The organism is Anoxybacillus sp. FSL W8-0104, from assembly GCF_038004465.1.
Classification (GTDB): domain Bacteria; phylum Bacillota; class Bacilli; order Bacillales; family Anoxybacillaceae; genus Anoxybacillus; species Anoxybacillus flavithermus_G.
The window spans coordinates 1265273-1283305 of the sequence record NZ_JBBOQU010000001.1; the positions used below are offsets into that span (position 1 = coordinate 1265273).

Annotated in this window: 20 protein-coding genes and 1 pseudogene; 19 read left to right on the top strand and 2 right to left on the bottom strand. The window is 41.5% G+C overall.

Annotated elements, in window-relative coordinates:
• The first annotated feature begins 55 nt into the window (after positions 1–55).
• From tnpC to NST18_RS06865, 19 genes and pseudogenes are all read left to right on the top strand, one after another.
• Positions 56–1504 (top strand): IS66 family transposase, encoded by a 1449-nt coding sequence (tnpC, locus tag NST18_RS06775; protein WP_088223283.1) that lies wholly within the window; start codon positions 56–58, stop codon positions 1502–1504.
• A 72-nt stretch (positions 1505–1576) separates the two neighbouring features.
• Positions 1577–1837: pseudogene (locus tag NST18_RS06780) on the top strand (cytochrome b/b6 domain-containing protein); the annotation flags it as partial.
• A gap of 145 nt (positions 1838–1982) precedes the next feature.
• Positions 1983–3356, top strand: a complete 1374-nt coding sequence (locus tag NST18_RS06785) for an IS1380 family transposase (protein ID WP_088223305.1) — start codon at positions 1983–1985, stop codon at positions 3354–3356.
• Between the two features lie 142 nt (positions 3357–3498).
• Entirely contained in the window at positions 3499–3987 is a 489-nt protein-coding gene (locus NST18_RS06790; protein WP_004890493.1) for a HyaD/HybD family hydrogenase maturation endopeptidase, read from the top strand.
• Positions 3984–4403: a hypothetical protein gene (locus tag NST18_RS06795; protein ID WP_004890490.1), complete on the top strand. Its 420-nt coding sequence runs from the start codon at positions 3984–3986 to the stop codon at positions 4401–4403. The genes NST18_RS06790 and NST18_RS06795 overlap by 4 nt, the downstream gene beginning before the upstream one ends.
• Positions 4396–4755, top strand: a complete 360-nt coding sequence (locus NST18_RS06800; protein WP_003397239.1) for a hydrogenase maturation nickel metallochaperone HypA/HybF — start codon at positions 4396–4398, stop codon at positions 4753–4755. The genes NST18_RS06795 and NST18_RS06800 overlap by 8 nt, the downstream gene beginning before the upstream one ends.
• Complete coding sequence (hypB, locus tag NST18_RS06805) at positions 4752–5423, top strand: hydrogenase nickel incorporation protein HypB (protein ID WP_035018657.1); 672 nt, start codon at positions 4752–4754, stop codon at positions 5421–5423. Before NST18_RS06800 ends, hypB begins: the two co-directional genes overlap by 4 nt.
• Positions 5396–7675, top strand: coding sequence for a carbamoyltransferase HypF (gene hypF, locus NST18_RS06810; RefSeq protein WP_004890484.1), 2280 nt, complete (start codon positions 5396–5398; stop codon positions 7673–7675). Before hypB ends, hypF begins: the two co-directional genes overlap by 28 nt.
• Positions 7666–7905, top strand: coding sequence for a HypC/HybG/HupF family hydrogenase formation chaperone (locus NST18_RS06815; protein ID WP_003397236.1), 240 nt, complete (start codon positions 7666–7668; stop codon positions 7903–7905). The genes hypF and NST18_RS06815 overlap by 10 nt, the downstream gene beginning before the upstream one ends.
• Positions 7874–8974 carry a hydrogenase formation protein HypD gene (hypD, locus tag NST18_RS06820; RefSeq protein ID WP_004890482.1) on the top strand — a complete coding sequence of 367 codons (1101 nt, stop codon included), beginning with the start codon at positions 7874–7876 and terminating at the stop codon, positions 8972–8974. Before NST18_RS06815 ends, hypD begins: the two co-directional genes overlap by 32 nt.
• A 3-nt stretch (positions 8975–8977) precedes the next feature.
• A complete protein-coding gene (hypE, locus tag NST18_RS06825) occupies positions 8978–9970 on the top strand; it encodes a hydrogenase expression/formation protein HypE (RefSeq protein ID WP_004890479.1) in 993 nt (330 codons plus the stop codon).
• Positions 9971–10058: 88 nt separating this feature from the next.
• Complete coding sequence (gene thyA, locus NST18_RS06830; protein WP_004890477.1) at positions 10059–10853, top strand: thymidylate synthase; 795 nt, start codon at positions 10059–10061, stop codon at positions 10851–10853.
• 13 nt (positions 10854–10866) lie between these two features.
• Positions 10867–11361, top strand: a complete 495-nt coding sequence (locus tag NST18_RS06835; protein WP_004890475.1) for a dihydrofolate reductase — start codon at positions 10867–10869, stop codon at positions 11359–11361.
• A 123-nt stretch (positions 11362–11484) separates the two neighbouring features.
• Complete coding sequence (ilvA, locus tag NST18_RS06840) at positions 11485–12753, top strand: threonine ammonia-lyase IlvA (protein WP_004890473.1); 1269 nt, start codon at positions 11485–11487, stop codon at positions 12751–12753.
• Between the two features lie 97 nt (positions 12754–12850).
• Entirely contained in the window at positions 12851–13102 is a 252-nt protein-coding gene (locus NST18_RS06845; protein WP_004890472.1) for a YpmP family protein, read from the top strand.
• A 141-nt stretch (positions 13103–13243) separates the two neighbouring features.
• Positions 13244–14086, top strand: a complete 843-nt coding sequence (locus NST18_RS06850; protein ID WP_004890470.1) for a DegV family protein — start codon at positions 13244–13246, stop codon at positions 14084–14086.
• Positions 14087–14099: 13 nt separating this feature from the next.
• Positions 14100–14672, top strand: a complete 573-nt coding sequence (locus NST18_RS06855; RefSeq protein WP_004890468.1) for an SCO family protein — start codon at positions 14100–14102, stop codon at positions 14670–14672.
• Between the two features lie 65 nt (positions 14673–14737).
• The gene (locus NST18_RS06860; RefSeq protein ID WP_340721304.1) at positions 14738–15490 is read left to right on the top strand and encodes an SGNH/GDSL hydrolase family protein; all 753 of its coding nucleotides are present in this window, start codon (positions 14738–14740) and stop codon (positions 15488–15490) included.
• Between the two features lie 3 nt (positions 15491–15493).
• A complete protein-coding gene (locus tag NST18_RS06865) occupies positions 15494–16054 on the top strand; it encodes a YpmS family protein (RefSeq protein WP_004890463.1) in 561 nt (186 codons plus the stop codon).
• A 30-nt stretch (positions 16055–16084) separates the two neighbouring features.
• Here NST18_RS06865 and NST18_RS06870 read toward each other — a convergent pair whose 3' ends face one another.
• Together NST18_RS06870 and plsY are read right to left on the bottom strand one after the other, a co-directional pair.
• Positions 16085–17449: an RsmB/NOP family class I SAM-dependent RNA methyltransferase gene (locus tag NST18_RS06870; RefSeq protein WP_340721305.1), complete on the bottom strand. Its 1365-nt coding sequence runs from the start codon at positions 17447–17449 to the stop codon at positions 16085–16087.
• Entirely contained in the window at positions 17449–18030 is a 582-nt protein-coding gene (plsY, locus tag NST18_RS06875) for a glycerol-3-phosphate 1-O-acyltransferase PlsY (RefSeq protein WP_035018654.1), read from the bottom strand. The genes NST18_RS06870 and plsY overlap by 1 nt, the downstream gene beginning before the upstream one ends.
• Between the last annotated feature and the right edge of the window lie 3 nt (positions 18031–18033).

The window sequence follows — 18033 nt, forward strand, 5'->3', positions numbered from 1 at the left end:
TTTTTTGCTTTTCCTGTCTATGATGTGAATATTGATAGACAAGGAGGTGAATCGCATGTTGACGGTACAACAAGCTGTATTTACAGTTGAAAGCTTAATCAGCAAAGTCCAACAACAAAAGCAGCTCATTACTCACCAACAACAAGTCATTGAGCAACTGTTGAAAGAAAACAAACAGCTACGCAAAGAAAATGAACAACTGAAGTACCGTGTTCAAGAGCTGGAAGCACGCACGAAAAAAAACAGCTCCAATAGCCATTTGCCCCCATCTTCTGACCGTTTTGCCAACACACGTTCTTCTCGTCAACCATCTGGCAACAAGCCAGGCGGACAAGAAGGACATCAAGGAACGACGCTCCGTCAAGTGGAACATCCACATCATCGTGTCGTCCACCGTGTGCATACGTGTCAAGGATGTGGGGTTTCTTTGCGTGACGTCAAACCGTTCAAAGTCGATATCCGTCAAGTGTTTGATGTCCCTCCTGTGGCGATCGAGGTGACACAACATGAACGTGAAGTGAAATCGTGTCCGCATTGTCGATGCGTGCAACAAGCCGAATTCCCATCCCATGTCACGAATCATGTGCAATACGGTCCACGCCTTACTGCGCTCGTTGTTTATTTACATCATATCCAATTGATCCCGTACAAGCGTTTAAGTGATACAATCGAAGCGTTATATCAACACTCGATTAGTACAGGAACCCTTGCCAATATGGTGAAACGAGGACGCGAAGCGCTGGAATCAAATATGGACATCATCGAAGACGCCTTACTTGAATCCAACATCCTGCATGTCGATGAAACGAGTTTGCGCATCAATGGGAAACTCGCATGGGTGCATGTCGCGTGTACATCGAGATATACATACTTGGCTTCTCACGCTTCTCGTGGAAAGAAAGCAACGGATGAGATCGGGATTCTTCCACAATACAAAGGGACGATGATGCACGATGGGTTCGGTACGTATCCGAAATACACACATGCCACCCATGCCCTTTGTCATGCCCACCATTTGCGTGAGTTAAAAGGATTCATCGAACAAGGGCATACGTGGGCGATGCGCATGACCACGTTTCTGTTAGCCGCCAAGCAAGCCGTCGAAGCCCATCACGGTGCACTTTCCGAAGAAGAAGCGAGACGGTGGGAACGAGTGTATGATCGCATCCTAGAAAGAGCACAACATCGATTGGAAACGATGACACCTCTTCCGAAAAAAGCACTCGCTTTTGTTCGACGGCTTCAGAAACGAAAGGAAGAAGCGTTGCGTTTCTTACGTGAAGTACATGTTCCCTTTGACAACAACCAAGCCGAACGCGATCTTCGCATGGTTAAAGTCAAAGAGAACATTTCGGGTACGTTTCGCGTAGAAACATTCGCCCAGTCTTTTTGTATCACAAGAAGCATCGTTTCCACACTGACGAAACACGAAAAAAACGTGTGGGATTCGTTATGTCTTCTGTTGACGGGTGACACGCTTGATCGCGTTCTTTCTACCACTTAGGGCATTTTCTATTACGGGGATGCCCTATTTGTGTTGCGCTTCTTTACATACTACTATCGGAGTGAATAGTTACATTTATTATTCGAGCCACAACCTGAGTCCATTTACGGAAAAATGTTTATGTGGGTTGCCCATTTATTTGGCGGCGATAGCTATTCTGTTCGTTCGTGGCACCATCTCGTTGCATGGGGATTTATCATTTTTACTGTTGTACACGTGTACATGGCATTTCGTGAAGACTACTTGCAACGGAATGGAACGATGTCATCCATTTTTACTGGCTATAAAATAGAGAGAAAAAAAGAAGCATTAGGTGAACACGATGAAAAATAAAAAAATAACCGTTCTCGGAATTGGGAACTTATTGTATTCTGACGAAGGCCTGAATCCGTGACAAAACATCTTTACAATGGTCGCAAACCGTTGATACGATAAGGGAAAACGACGTTGACGATTCTTCATCAAGTAGGTGAATGTGATGAAAGATTTCCCGATTCGGTTTGTATTGACAGATGAAGCGATTACTCCAAGTGCTGGGCTTGCTCTCGTGGGCTACTTACTGCACCAAACGAAGCTGGATAAACGAGTAAACGCACTTCGGCTCCCAACGGTTCGTCGAGATGTGCACATTTCCCATAGCGACGTCATTCGCTCGATGATCGGCTTGCTTGCCACAGGAAAAACGGATTTTGATCATATCGAAGCGTATCGTCAGGACGATATCTTTTCGACATCAATGGGCATTCGGCACGTACCTTCCTCCCCAACGTTGCGACAGCGTCTCGATCAGCTCGCTTGTCTCCCGATGACCGAAACCATCATTTGGGAGGAATCGATGCGTCTGTTGGTTCGACAACACGCTACCTTGTCCGCTTGTTGGACGAAAGGGAAAACGACATGGCTTCCCCTTGATATAGATGCTTCCCCATTTGATAACTCCGATACGAAAAAAGAAGGAGTGAGTCGAACGTATAAAGGATTTGACGGTTTTACGCCGTTGTTTGCGTACGCAGGGAAGGAAGGGTATATCGTTCATGCCGAGCTGCGTCCAGGGAAACAACATGTACAAGACAACATGCCTTCGTTTTTAACTACCGCTATCCGTCGAGCTCGTCCGCTGACCTCGTCTCGTCTGCTTGTCCGCATGGATGCAGGAAACGATGCGGAAGCGAATGTGCACGTATGTCTAAAGGAAGACGTGGACTTTGTCATCAAGCGAAACTTACGCCGAGAATCGAAAGCGCTTTGGTTCCAGATCGCTTCGCAAAAGGGCAGACGCGTCGATGATGGACAAACAGAAGGAGTACAAACGTATGAGTTATGCCTTCCACAGACAGCAGCAATCGATGGACACACGTATACGTACGTTCAAGTCACCCAAGTGACGGAACGAACGATGGAACGAAATGGACAGCTGATGCTCGTTCCTGATTACGAAGTCGAAAGCTACTGGGTGCGCCTCGAAGGATACGAGCATGTTCGAATGAGTGATGTGCTCGCATTGTATCACGATCATGCGACATGCGAACAGTTTCATAGCGAACTGAAAAGCGACTTAGATTTAGAGCGACTTCCATCAGGGAAGATGAAAACGAATGCGCTCGTGTTAGTCATGGGAGCATTCGTGTACAACCTTCTTCGCCTGATTGGACAAGATCTATTAAGCGATCCGAGACATCCATTACATCATAAAGTGAAACGCCGCCGCATCAAGACGATCATTCAGACGGTGATCACGATGGCAGGTCGACTCGTCCGCCGATCACGACAGATCTGGATGAAACTGACGCGAAGGAGTGGGTACAGTATACTCCTACTGAATGTGTATCAAAAATGGAAAGAGGCAAGATAACAAACAGATGTTCGGGTACTCATATCCATCACTCCCCCCTGTACTTTTTTTGTCTCTTTTTTGGTTTGTATCTCCATAAAAGAGGATTTATCTCGTTTTCAAACATGAAAGTGGTGCAGGGAATCATCAAAAAAAGGGATGTATGGATCATATATCCATAGAACTAACACCAAAATCAAAGTTGATTTCCAACCATCACGGATTCAGGGAAGGTGTTGGCATTCATATTTTGCCATTACTGGAAGAAAGGCTTGCGCAATACGAAGATGTTGAAGTAGTGGAGGGTTCGACCGATGGAATGCGGCTACTTGGAACAATCGAAGAGACGGAGTATTTAGTGGTAGTCGATGCTGTCAATGCAGGAAAAGAAGCGGGAACGATTATTACATTAGTCGATGATGAAATTCCAGCTTATTTTGGAATGAAAATGTCCATTCATCAACTTGGTTTTCAAGAAGTGTTATTAGCTGCGAAACTACGCCAAACCATTCCAAAACAAATGGTGTTATTCGGGGTTCAACCTGCCTCCCTAGTTCTTGGTTTAGATTTATCTCCAATTGTGCAAGCACAACTTCCATATGTTGTCGAGCGAGTTGTGCGTCAAATAGAAGAGTGGTGTCACACTCCATGAATCGTCTCCAATTTTTAAAGATGATGCGCAATAGTTTAATGGAAACGGTGAAAGAAGCTTCTGCCCCGCTATTAGAAGATGAGGTGGAAAAAGTGAAAACATTGTTTTTTAGTCATCGCACGTGGCATTCCATTGGCCTGTGCGACGATGTACATGGCGTTGAAATGAAAACCGTTGCCCGCATTCCGATTGTCGTTTATAAACATGCCGGAACATTACATGTAAAAAAAGCGATTTGTTCGCACTGTCACGTGATGCCACATTATATCGAGCAAGATCATCGTTTCATTTGCTTGTACTGTGATCGTGAATGGTACGTATTGTCACAAGAAGGAACGTTGCATATGCCAATTCTCCAAACAAAACAAGAAGGAGATGAATGGTATGTGCAAATAGAAGGGGATTCGTATGCATGAGATGGCGTTGATGGGAGAAATCGTTCATTTAATTGAGCAAGACGCTCGAAGCAAAGAGATGAAACAAGTAAAAAAAGTGGAGTTGTTAGTTGGTACGTTAAGCAATGTGCTTCCAGATGCATTACAGTTTGCATTTGATGTGTATAAAGTGCAAGCGGATAATTGCTTAACGGCAGATGCTGAATTGGTTATTCATATGGAAAGAGCGAGAGCAATTTGTGCAATTTGCGGAAAAGAATATGAACCAGCTACAAAAATTACGCAATGTCCAACATGCTTGCTTCCGAGCGGAAACATTGTAGCAGGGGAAACATTTCGCATTCTAGCATATGAAGGGAGTTTAACAACATGAGAATTACATTGGAAGTTGATGTGTTAACAAACAATAACCGAGCGGCTGCGTTTAACCGTCAATTGTTCGAAGAAACGAATACGCTTGTCATCAATATAATGAGCTCTCCAGGAGCAGGAAAGACAACGATTTTAGAGAAAACGATTGAGGCGCTAGCTAGTGAATTTCGTATTGGGGTCATCGAGGGTGATTTAGCGACAGAAAAAGATGCGGAACGTATTCGGGCTCTTGGTGCGCAAGCTGTGCAAATTAATACGCACGGAGGATGTCATTTAGACGCTCGCATGATTGCAGCTGTTTTACCCCAATTTAATTTTCAGCATCTCGATATTTTGTTTATTGAAAATGTCGGAAATCTTGTTTGTCCCTCTGGCTATGATTTAGGACAGCAACATAAGGTGGCTGTATTAAGCATACCAGAAGGAAATGATAAAATACCGAAATATCCGACGATGTTTATGCGAACAGAACTCGTTTTACTAAATAAAATAGATTTATTGCCGTATCTTGATTTTAGCGTAGAGCAAGCAAAAGAAGATTTATTGTGTATTAACCCACAGTCTAGGTTATTGACGATATCTGCGAAAACGGGTGAAGGTATGGATGAATGGTTACATTGGATTCGGGAAGGGGTTGCCCGATGCAAAAAGCAGTCAATATTACGGTAAAAGGACGAGTGCAAGGAGTTGGCTTCCGTCCTTTTATTTTCGCACTCGCAAAGCGTTATAACGTAAAAGGAATTGTACAAAACAATATGGACGGGGTCTTTATTCATATTGAAGGGGATGCTTACGCAGTCGATCAATTTATTCACTCTTTACCGGTAGAAGCCCCGCGACTATCCTGTATTGATGAAATGATTGTGACTGCAGCCCAATGGCAAGCATGTAACGATTTCTCCATTATTCCGAGCGAACGAACGGGAAGTTCTTCGCTCGTTATTCCGATCGACACAGCTGTTTGTAATGATTGTTTGCGAGAAATGTATGATCCAAATGATCATCGATATCGTTACCCGTTCATTAATTGTACACAATGCGGCCCACGCTACACGATTATTGAACAGCTACCGTATGACCGCCCGTTTACATCGATGTATTCATTTCCAATGTGTAAACGATGTAACGAGGAATATAACGATCCTATGAATCGTCGCCATCACGCTCAGCCTATTGCTTGTCCAGCGTGTGGTCCTTCTATCATGCTACGAAACCGTGATGGAAAAATGGTACAGGGGGATGCGATCGAGCAGGCGAGGGCGTATATTCAAGCCGGGGCAATTGTTGCGATTAAAGGCTTAGGCGGATATCACTTAGCATGTGATGCGACAAATGAAAGGGCTGTTCAACAATTAAGAATGCGAAAACAACGGCCAAATCGACCGTTGGCTGTGATGGCTGCTTCTGTTGACATTGTAGAACAATTATGTGACGTAACGGAGGAAGAAAAACAATTGTTAACCTCGCCGGAAGCCCCGATCGTTGTTGTTAAACAAAGAAAAAACACAATGATTGCTTCGTTGGTCGCTCCTGGGTTACAAACGGTTGGGGTGATGTTGCCGTACACTCCCCTCCATCATTTATTGTTGGATGATCAATTACCTGTCATTGTCATGACAAGTGCTAATCGTTCAGGAGCACCGATCATATACGAAGATGAACGGGCTTTTTGTGATTTGCAAAACATTGCGGATTATTTTCTCGTTCATAATCGCCCAATTGTACATCCGCTTGATGATTCTGTTGTCCAAATAGAAAATGGGAACACCCATTTCATTCGACGGGCGCGTGGCTTCGTTCCAGATCCATTATGGACAAAGCAAGATGTACATGAGATTGTAGCGCTTGGTGGGCAGCAAAAAAATGTATTTGCGTTCGGGAGACACCAGCAAATTTTTTTAGGGCCCCATATAGGCGATTTAGAACATGTAGAAGTAATCGAACATTTTGAGAGAGAATACGAACATTTACGCACGTGGATGGGAGTAACACCTAAAATTATTGCTGTTGATTTACATCCAAACTACGAAACGTGGAACATCGCAAAACAATGGGATGCCGACATTGTAGCTGTACAGCATCATCATGCGCATATGGTTTCATGTATGGAAGAAAACCATATCTCAACTTCATGTTTTGGTCTAATTTTAGATGGAACAGGGTACGGCGAAGATGGGCATATATGGGGGTTTGAGTTGTTATACGGAAACGCTTTGCAATATGAAAGAATCGGACATTTGACATATACCCCACTTCCTGGTGGAGAACGTTGTGCGAAAGAACCGTGGCGTACAACAGTTGGCATGCTTGGATACTATTTAGGGGAAGAAGGATACGCTTTAGCGCAGCAACGATTTATAGAGCGAGCGAGAGACGTTGATGTGCTGAGACAAATGATCGAAAAAGGGCTACATTCCCCTCTAGCAGGGACGTGCGGTCGATTGTTTGATGCTGTGAGCGCCTTCTTATATGTTTGTACGCATAGCACATATGACGGGGAAGCGGCGATTCGGCTTTCCGAATTGATTGATGATACGAAAATATATGAGGCTTATCCGTTTAATGTAGAAAGACGTGAAACATGGGAAATTGATTTAAAAGAAATGTGGCGGGCGATCATAAGAGATGTCGATGACGGTGTACAAACGAATACCGTTGCTGGACGTTTTCACGAAACAGTTGTTCAGGCGTCTGTTGAAATGGTTCGTCTTGCTTTGCAACAACATCCAACATATGAGCGTAACATCGTTTTATCAGGCGGAAGTATGCATAACCGCTACATCGTTAAACGGCTTCGCCAAGAGTTTTCTCAACTTGGATTCAATGTTTATACACATCAAAAAGTACCGTGCAACGATGGAGGATTAGCACTTGGACAGTTAATGATTGCAGCACATAGGAGGGGACAGGCATGTGTGTAGGAGTGCCGGCAAAAGTGTTACATATCGAAGGTTTTTCTGCGTTAGTCGACGTGATGGGCTCACAAATGAACGTTGGAATCATTTTTGTTCCTGAAGTGAAAATCGGTGATTATGTCATTGTGCACGCTGGCCAGGCGATGTCTATTATTGACGAGCAATATGCACAAGAAAGTTTAGAAGAATGGAGGAAGTTAGTCGATGCTAGAAGTGACGGATCACTCAACACTTAGTCAAATGCTGTTACAGGAAGTGAAGACGTTAGCCGATCGGTTTCAACAAACGTTCGGGCGAATACCTTCCTTCATGGAAGTTTGTGGTTCACATACCATGGCTCTCGCTCGTACAGGGGTGAAAAAAGCGCTTGAAGGATACGTTCGTCTTATTTCTGGCCCTGGTTGCCCTGTTTGTGTCACTGATCAAGTAACGATTGATGCAATGATTTCTTTGACAGATGGTGTGAATCGAATCATTTGTACATTTGGCGATATGGTTCGAGTGCCAGGATCTTATGGTACGTTGATGCAAGCGAAGACAGAAGGAAAAGATGTACGAGTTGTCTATTCTCCTGTTGATGCCGTTCGCATCGCCGAACAACACCCACATCAAGAAGTTATTTTTTTAGGCATAGGGTTTGAAACGACGATTCCGATTTTAGCTGCAGCTGTAAAAGAAGCGGAAGAGAAACAAGTAAGAAATTTTTCTATGTGGATGTCCACAAAGCTAGTGGAACCGATTTTACGCCAGTTGCTTCATGACGGAGAAGTGGCATTAGATGGATTTTTACTCCCTGGACACGTATCGATGGTAATGGGAAGAAAACATTTTGAATTTTTAGCAACAGAATACAATATACCTGCAGTAATTAGCGGGTTTGAAGCGCTTGATATGTTAAGTGCACTTCGTCATTTGTTGCTGCTATCGCTTGAACAACGCGCTGTTGTATTAAATGATTACAAAAGTGTTGTGACTGAACAAGGAAATGTGCAGGCAAAATATTGGATGAATCATTACTTTACATTATGTGACGAGGCGTGGCGTGGCATCGGTGTCATTTTTGATAGTGGAATGGATTTTAAGAGTGAGTATAATCAGTTTAACGCTAAGGTGAAATTTCCTATTCCAACACGTGAACCACGTCGAACAAAATGTCGATGTGGTGAAGTGATTCGTGGTCTCATTGATCCACCTCAATGTGCGTTGTTTGGGAGAGCATGTACACCCCTCAATCCAATTGGTCCATGTATGGTATCGTCGGAAGGTAGTTGTGCAGCTTATTATCAATATATGAGGGAGGAGTAACGAATGGAGCGAATAACGCTTGCGCATGGGGATGGTGGGGAGTTAGCTCACAAACTAATTACAGATGTTTTTGTTTCTACGTTTCGTAATGAGCGTCATGCAAAGTTTGATGCCGCTACGTTTGCGTTAGGAACACATGAGCTCGCTGTGACAACGGATAGTTTTGTCATCAAGCCAATTTTCTTTCCGGGTGGAAATATCGGAAAGTTAGCGGTAGCTGGAACAATAAACGATTTAGCAGTTGTTGGGGCGATCCCAAAAGTATTAACGTGTAGCTTTATTATTGAAGAGGGGTTTCCTATTCGTCATTTAAAAACAGTCGTTCAATCGATGGCAGAAGAAGCGAAAAAAACAAATGTAGCAATTGTTGCAGGGGATACAAAAGTTGTTGAACGTGGAAGTGCAGATGGATTATATATTAATACAACAGGAATTGGCATTATTTCGCACCCGCTTGAACGGAACATGGATGAAGGGGACTCGGTTATTGTCAGTGGTTCGGTTGGAGATCATGGTGTAGCTGTATTAGTTGCACGAGGAGAATTAGGGCTTGTATCAACGATTGAGAGCGACTGTACTTCATTGTATCTACTCGTCGCAAAAGCTTTAGAGGCAAGTCAGCGCATTCGACTGATGCGCGATCCAACGCGCGGTGGGCTAGCGACCACTCTTGTAGAAATTTGTGAAGATTTCGGTGTAACGATTGAATTAGAGGAAGAATGTATCCCAGTGAAGAAAGAAGTCAAAGGGGCATGTGAATTACTTGGTTTTGATCCTCTTTACTTAGCCAATGAGGGAAAAGTAGTCATGATCGTTCCAAAAGAAGATGAACAAGCAGTGCTTGATGCGCTCCGTTCGCAACCAGAGGGAAAAGATGCTGCTGTGATTGGAACTGTTCGGGCAACAAATAAAGGTCAGCTTTTATTGCGGACGCCGCTCGGGACAACAAGACGATTATATCGATTAACAGGATTAATGTTACCACGTATTTGTTAGCCGTAGGATTGTCCTACGGTTTTTTCTTTCCTAGTTGTATGCTTTATGTCATAATAAATGACAGTATATAAAAGAAGGTGAGGGTGTTATGAAGCAATATTTACAATTACTTGAAGATATTTTACAAAACGGGGTGTATAAGGACGATCGCACAGGAACGGGGACGATTTCCGTATTCGGACGTCAATTACGATTCGATTTACGTGAAGGTTTTCCTTTGCTTACGACAAAAAAATTACATATTCGTTCGATCATCCACGAATTGCTTTGGTTTTTGAGTGGAGAGACAAATATTCGTTATTTAAAAGAAAATGGTGTAACGATTTGGGATGAATGGGCAGATGAAAACGGGGATTTAGGACCGGTGTACGGAGCGCAATGGCGTTCATGGAAAGGGGCCGATGGTCGAACAATTGATCAAATAAGTGAAGTGATTGAACAAATAAAAACAAATCCAAACTCCCGCCGTCTTTTAGTGAGCGCGTGGAACGTTGCAGAATTAGATCATATGAAATTGCCACCTTGTCATTATGCTTTTCAGTTTTATGTGGAAAATGGGACATTATCATGCATGTGGCAACAGCGATCTGTCGATACGTTTTTAGGTCTTCCGTTCAATATCGCAAGCTACGCGTTACTTACATATATGGTTGCTCAACAATGCGATCTGCAGCCAAAAGAACTTATTTTTACTGGCGGTGATGTCCATTTATATATGAACCATATTGAGCAAGCAAAATTGCAGTTAACGAGAGAACCGCGACCGCTCCCGAAATTGATAATCAAACGAAAGCCTGCTTCTATTTTTGAGTATCGTTTTGAAGATTTTGAAATTGTTGATTATGATCCACATCCGCATATTAAAGCGGACGTGTCTGTATAAGGAAGTGATTTAGTTGATCTCTATTATTGTTGCGATGGATCGCAATCGGGTGATTGGTTATAACAATACGTTACCTTGGCATTTGCCGGCGGATTTAGCTTATTTTAAGCAAGTAACGATGGGACATCCGATTGTGATGGGAAGAAAAACGTTTGAATCAATAGGTCGCCCCTTGCCAGGAAGAACGAATATCATACTTACACGCGACAAGTCCGTCTTGAACATCTCTTGTTGTCAAGTTATTCATTCGATTGATGACATAAAACAAGTCGAACAACAATACGGTCATGTATTCGTTATAGGAGGGGCACAAGTATTTGAACAAGCGATGCCGATAGCTGATCGATTGTACGTTACACATATTGATGCAACGTTTAATGGGGATACATTTTTTCCAAACATTGATGAACAGCAATGGGAGCTCTGCTCAGTACAGCCTGGCGTGCAAGATGAAAAAAATCGCTATCCACATACATTTTGCATATACAAACGAATAGCTCGCAAATAACAAGCGAGCTTTATTTTTTCGGATAATTTTTAGAAAATTTACTTTTCTTTATTCGAAAATATGATATATTTTAGAATAACATAATTTTGACGACGAAATTACAAACGGAAAGGAAACGAGAAAATGGAACAACAAGTAAAACGAAAACATGGCGTATACGTAGAAGATATTTTAATTGCTTATCAAACGTTAAAAGATGTCGTGTATCATACTCCTTTACAAAAAAATGAATTGCTTTCAGAACGTTATGATTGCCACGTATACTTTAAACGGGAAGATTTACAAATCGTTCGATCGTTTAAAATTCGCGGGGCATATTATCGAATGAAAAGTTTATGTGAAGAAGAAAAGAAAAACGGCGTTGTCTGTGCAAGTGCAGGAAATCACGCCCAAGGCGTTGCTTATTCGTGTCGAGTACTTGGCGTACACGGTAAAATTTATATGCCGTCTACCACTCCACGCCAAAAAGTATCACAAGTACAATTTTTTGGTCGAGAATTTGTTGATATCATTTTAGTTGGTGATACATTTGATGACTCTTATGAGCAGGCGATTGTTTGTGCCAAAAAAGAGCAACGAACGTTTATCCATCCGTTTGATGATGAGGCTGTCATTGCTGGACAGGGAACGGTCGGGGTTGAAATTTTAAATGATTGTGAAGAGCCGATCGACTATGTGTTCGCAAGTATTGGCGGGGGAGGGCTTATTTCTGGTGTCGGTACGTATATAAAAAGCATTTCACCAACGACAAAATTAATCGGTATCGAACCTGAAGGAGCTCCTTCGATGAAAAAATCGTTTGAAGCAAAAGAAGTCGTTACTTTAAATGGAATCGACCCATTTGTAGATGGTGCAGCAGTCAAGCGCGTGGGTGAAAAGACATTTACGTTAGCGAAAGAGCTCGTTGACGATATTGTAGTCGTTCCTGAAGGAAAAGTGTGCACAACAATTTTGCAACTTTATAACGAGAATGCGATCGTTGTAGAACCTGCTGGAGCGTTGCCAGTTGCTGCACTTGACTTATATAAAGATCACATTCGTGGCAAAACGGTTGTTTGCATTATTAGTGGAGGAAACAACGATATTGGACGTATGCAAGAAATTAAAGAACGATCTATGATTTATGAAGGACTTCAACATTATTTTATTGTGAATTTTCCACAACGTGCAGGCGCTTTACGTGAATTTCTCGATGAAGTATTAGGACCAACAGACGACATTACACTCTTTGAATATACGAAAAAAAATAATAAAGACAGCGGCCCCGCTCTCGTTGGCATTGAATTAAAATGTCGTGAAGATTACGGTCCGCTTATCGAACGAATGAAGAAAAAAGGTTTTCCGTTTATGGAAGTGAATAAAGATAGTAGTTTATTCCATTTGCTCATTTGACAAAAATTTTTTATAAGTCGATGACGAAATGTGACATACTTCAACACAAAAATCGTGTATAATATAAGTAAATCGGTCAAAAAAGAGGATTGATATTTTGTTATTCAAAAGCCTAGAGTTTAAAAACGTAGATGGGCAAAAAGTAAAAATTATTGAAATTCCGGTATTGGAGGACGATAACCCTTATCAATTTATGGTAAAAGTAAGGTTACAAACGTTTATTGCACAAGTGTATGCGAGCAAAAAAACAAAGAAGGTGCATTCGTTTAAAGATTATTTAAAACGTGTGTTGAAGTGGCCGGTATACGAACAAATATTTAAATCTGAAATTTTAAAAAACAATGCATAAATGACGAAGGAGCTGTTTTGCTAATGTGCAAATCAGCTCTTTTTTTACAAAAAATTTTATGAAAACGAAGACACGCAGGGCGATTTTATTATATAATTTCACCGTACGAAAATTTTAGAATGAAATACAGGAAGTGAAAAAATGAGTAAAGTAAAAATTGTAACAGACTCTACGGTCGATTTACCAAAAGAAATAATTGAAGCGTGGGACATTCGTGTCGTTCCATTATCCATCTCTATTGATGGGGAAACATATTTAGATGGTATTGACCTAACTCCACAACAATTTATTGAAAAAATGAAACAAGCAAATGAACTTCCGAAAAGCTCTCAACCGTCTGCAGGACAGTTTTTACAAGTGTATGATGAACTTGGAGAAGCGGGATACGATGTTATCTCGATTCATATGACAGGAGGAATGAGCGGAACGGTGCGCTCTGCCGAAAGTGCAGCTGCGATGACAAAGACGAACGTCACCGTTGTCGACTCACGCTTTATTTCTCTTGCACTTGGCTTTCAAGTATTAGAAGCGGTCAAAATGGTCTCTGAGGGAAAGACAGTATCAGAGATTGTTTCCCATCTCGATACAGTTCGTGCGAATACACATTTATTCGTTGTTGTTGATACGCTTGAAAATCTCGTCAAAGGTGGACGTATTGGACGAGGGAAAGCGATGATAGGTTCGTTACTAAACATCAAACCGATCGCTTCATTAGAAGATGGGGTATATACGCCTGTCACAAAAGTTCGGAGCCAGTCCCAAATTGTCAAATATTTAACCAATCAATTTGTTGAACATACGAAGGGAAAAAAAGTTCGAGCAGTCGGAATTGCTCACGCAGAGGCGCTTGATTTAAGTGAACGATTAAAACAATCCATTGCGGAAACGACAGGATGGACACAGACGGACATTGTGTATACAACTCCAATCATTTCGACACATACAGGTCCAGGAGCGATAGGGTTTATGTACTATACGGAATAGGAGGACATAAAAGGTGAAGCGTATACGCTTATGGCTGTTTGCTGTGCTTTTGTTGTCGCTTGTCGCTTGTCAGCAAGCGATTCCAGATGCAAAAAATTGGCCGATCGAAGATTTCACATTTACTGACCAACATGGTCAACAGTTTGGTCTAGCTGATTTAAAAGGAAAAGTGTGGGTAGCCGATTTTATTTTCACACGATGTACTGACGTTTGTCCACCGATGACAGCAAATATGGCGAAACTACAAAAAATGGCTAAGGAAAAAGGGTTAGATGTGCACTTTGTTTCATTTAGTGTAGATCCCGAAAACGATACACCAGATGCGTTAAAAACGTATGTTGAAAAGTTTCAAGGAGATTTAAGTAATTGGCACTTACTTACAGGTTACACCCAACAAGACATTGAACGCTTTGCGCAGAAAAACTTTAAAGCCGTTGTAAAAAAGCCACAAGAAGGGGATCAAGTCATTCACGGTACAGATTTCTATCTCGTTGACCAAAATGGAACGATCGTGAAGTATTATAGTGGCTTAAACGATGTACCGTACGAAGAAATTTTAAAACATATTGACATGTTACAAGAATAACATATGCAGACAAAAATGATGACCGTGTCATTTTTGTCTTTTCTTTTATAGAGAGGGGAGCCCATATGAACAAACTGCTTCTTCTATTTCTTTGTGTATGTTTAGTCGGATGTTCCTCGACCTCTACAACTACTGTCCCAACGACCATACAAGAAAATGAACAAGAACAAATAAAGCCACGTGATTTACATGTTGTAGCGTTAGGTGATTCGTTAACGAAAGGGGTAGGGGATGGTAAAGGTGGCTATGTCACATTCATTAAGCAATATTTAGAGCAACGTGAAGATGTGAATAAGGTGTTTGCTCAAAATTTTGGCAAACGGGGGTTGCGTAGTGAACAACTAACTGATGTCATCATGAACAATGAATCGGTCATTCGAAAAGCAGATGTTATTTTGATTACAATTGGCGGAAACGATGTCATGAAAGTTGTCCGGTCACATTTTTTATCCTTAACGTATGAATTGTTTGTTAAAGAACAACAGATGTTTGCTTCCCGACTTGACGAGCAATTGCAACTTCTTCGCTATATGAATCCAGATGCTTATATTGTACTTAGCGGGTTATACAATCCGTTTTCTTCAGCATTTCCAAATATACCAGAAATGGATGAGATTATACACATGTGGAACGAGGGAAGTAAGAAAGTGATCTCGCGTTATGATCGTGCGCTATTTGTACCTATTGACGATTTGTTTGAAGAACGTGATGATATATTGTATGACGATCAATTTCATCCGAACACACGTGGCTATGAACTAATCGCACAACGTATGTATGAACATCTACAAAAACACGAAGAATGGATAGGAGAATAAATAGTGAAGTGGAAAGTGTTATTTTTTAGTTTGTTAGGAATAAATAGTTTAGTGATGGCGTTATTACTTTTTTATATGTTTCAATCATCTCCTTCCCCATATATATCGAATGTTAACGTGGAAGGACCGACATTTACTGTTCAAACATCTAAACAACATCTAAATGCGTTAGTGAACGACTATATTCAGAAGCATGAAAAAAAAGGTGGTTTGCCTTACAATGTTCAATTAGCTGATCGGTTGTATATAACAAGTGCTATCCCGATATTTGGAAAGCCTGTTGATTTGACAATGGCATTTGATCCAAAGGTGGATGAGAATGGTCATGTTGTACTTGCTCATCCGACGATGACGTTTGGGCAACTCCGTTTACCTGTACCGTATGTATTAACGTATATCAATAAACATGCTTCATTGCCAAATTGGGTGAAAATCGATGCGAAACATGAACGCATTTATATTGTTGTAAGCAACATTCGTATAAAAGAAGGACTCGTGTTGAAGGCGAAAACGTTCGATTTAAATAAAAATGATATCACTTTTACAGTTACTATAACAAAATAATGAGGATGTCTCTCATTACTGAGGGACATCCTATTTGATTCGCAATCCTTTAGGATAAAAGTTTTTTACAACTCCTTTTACTTCTTTGCCCCAACCAAGCGGATATCCATCAATAGTCACTAATATCCATCCACGATCTCCGTTCGTTTGTAATGTTTCTCCTTTCATATATCGGAGGCTTTCTTCAAATGTAAGAGACAGATATGCTTGTACTTGTTGTTTTGTTAATGCCATCGCTAAAGCGTGGTTTGGTTCAAAGCGATTTTTTTTCCATTCCCCGATATGGAGACCAGGGCGGACGACTTTTAAACCATCTAAGCGAGGGCGTGAATGTGGGAGGGCAAATAAGTGCGTGCCAAACGCATACATCGTTCCTTTTATTGGTGTTTGGATGGTATGATTCATAAACGTTTCATAATCACGCCACATCACTTTAGGGACGTTACATGCAACTGTTTTTCCATTCCAATGTTTTGTGCTCCCTCGTTTGCGCATTTTCGCAACGAAATGTCCTTCCCCTTTTAGATGATGCGGCCAGAGCCTTGCTGTATGTGCAATGTTTCCACGATGTGTGTTTGTCCAATGTGACACACCTGGTTGAATACCATCTTCTTTTTCAATTGGTATTAATTCCATATCCTCGTAAGTTGCTAAAAACCAGTCAATGATTTGCTCGTTTTCTTCTGGAGAAAATGTGCATGTCGAGTAAACGAGTGTGCCTCCTTCGCTTAACATCTTATAAGCACATGATAAAATGTGCCGTTGTGTTTGTGCACATTTTTGAACGTGTTCTAAACTCCAAAATTGGATCGCTTCTGCGTCTTTTCGAAACATGCCTTCTCCTGAACATGGAGCGTCAACTAAAATTTTATCAAAAAACTCTTCAAACGTTTCCGATAATTTTTCAGGCGTTTCATTTGTCACAACAGTATTTGTAATTCCGAGCCGTTCAATATTTTCAGATAAAGCTTTGACGCGTTTTGGATGAATTTCGTTTGCCAGTAGAAAACCTTCGTTATTCATCATCGCTGCTAATTGTGTCGTTTTCCCCCCCGGTGCTGCGCATAAGTCGAGCACTCGTTCTCCTGGAGATGGGGCAAGCACTTCAGCGACAAACATGGCGCTAGGTTCTTGAATGTAATACAATCCGGCAGCATGATATGGATGTTTTCCGGGTTGGGCGTTGTAATAATAAAATCCTGTAGGACAAAAAGGGATCGGTTCAAGTTCCCATGGGCTTATGTTTAAAAATGTTGATGGTGATACTTTCAATGAATTGATCCGTAAACCGTTGACTTTTTCTTCATTGTACGTCGCAAAAAAACGCTCCGCTTCATCTCGAAGCAAAGCATTCATTTTCGTTACAAATTGTTTTGGTAAATGACATGTAGCCACTATAACCACTTCACTTTCGGTTCTGTTTTGTTTAAAATACGTTTTATGTTCGCTCGGTGACGATAAAACACAAAAAGTGTTAATAATGTGACGACAATGCGCAAAGGAACGTCATCTGTCCACACGAATGCATAGACGGTCGCATACACGCCTGTTAACATAGATGAAAGTGAAACGTATTTTGATATATATAGAATGAGAAAAAAGACAGCTAACATCGTCATAAATAGAACGGGTGAATAAAATAACAACACTCCACCAGATGTAGCAACCGCTTTTCCACCGCGAAATTGAGCAAACACCGGATATGTATGACCAAACACAGCAAACATTCCTGTAAGAAGCGGGTGAATATCTACAGAAAACAATATAGGTAGACTCGCGGCTAACGTCCCTTTTAAAATATCAGCAATTGTCACAATTAATCCCGCTTTTCCACCGAGCACGCGAAATGTATTTGTTCCACCTAAATTGCCGCTCCCGTGTTCACGTATGTCAATTCCATACCCTATTTTTCCAACGATCAATGCGAACGGAATTGAACCAAGTAAGTAACTGAAAATCACAAGCAAAACAGACATCAT

Bases quoted from the DNA above. Each gene is read 5' to 3' on its own strand.
- hypB (WP_035018657.1), top strand. From the start codon at position 4,752: ATGAGAATTACATTGGAAGTTGATGTGTTAACAAACAATAACCGAGCG.
- NST18_RS06850 (WP_004890470.1), top strand. From the start codon at position 13,244: ATGAGTAAAGTAAAAATTGTAACAGACTCTACGGTCGATTTACCAAAA.
- NST18_RS06800 (WP_003397239.1), top strand. From the start codon at position 4,396: ATGCATGAGATGGCGTTGATGGGAGAAATCGTTCATTTAATTGAGCAA.
- ilvA (WP_004890473.1), top strand. From the start codon at position 11,485: ATGGAACAACAAGTAAAACGAAAACATGGCGTATACGTAGAAGATATT.
- NST18_RS06860 (WP_340721304.1), top strand. From the start codon at position 14,738: ATGAACAAACTGCTTCTTCTATTTCTTTGTGTATGTTTAGTCGGATGT.
- tnpC (WP_088223283.1), top strand. From the start codon at position 56: ATGTTGACGGTACAACAAGCTGTATTTACAGTTGAAAGCTTAATCAGC.
- thyA (WP_004890477.1), top strand. From the start codon at position 10,059: ATGAAGCAATATTTACAATTACTTGAAGATATTTTACAAAACGGGGTG.
- hypF (WP_004890484.1), top strand. From the start codon at position 5,396: ATGCAAAAAGCAGTCAATATTACGGTAAAAGGACGAGTGCAAGGAGTT.
- NST18_RS06790 (WP_004890493.1), top strand. From the start codon at position 3,499: ATGGATCATATATCCATAGAACTAACACCAAAATCAAAGTTGATTTCC.
- NST18_RS06815 (WP_003397236.1), top strand. From the start codon at position 7,666: ATGTGTGTAGGAGTGCCGGCAAAAGTGTTACATATCGAAGGTTTTTCT.
- hypE (WP_004890479.1), top strand. From the start codon at position 8,978: ATGGAGCGAATAACGCTTGCGCATGGGGATGGTGGGGAGTTAGCTCAC.
- hypD (WP_004890482.1), top strand. From the start codon at position 7,874: ATGCTAGAAGTGACGGATCACTCAACACTTAGTCAAATGCTGTTACAG.
- NST18_RS06795 (WP_004890490.1), top strand. From the start codon at position 3,984: ATGAATCGTCTCCAATTTTTAAAGATGATGCGCAATAGTTTAATGGAA.
- plsY (WP_035018654.1), bottom strand. From the start codon at position 18,030: ATGTCTGTTTTGCTTGTGATTTTCAGTTACTTACTTGGTTCAATTCCG.
- NST18_RS06785 (WP_088223305.1), top strand. From the start codon at position 1,983: ATGAAAGATTTCCCGATTCGGTTTGTATTGACAGATGAAGCGATTACT.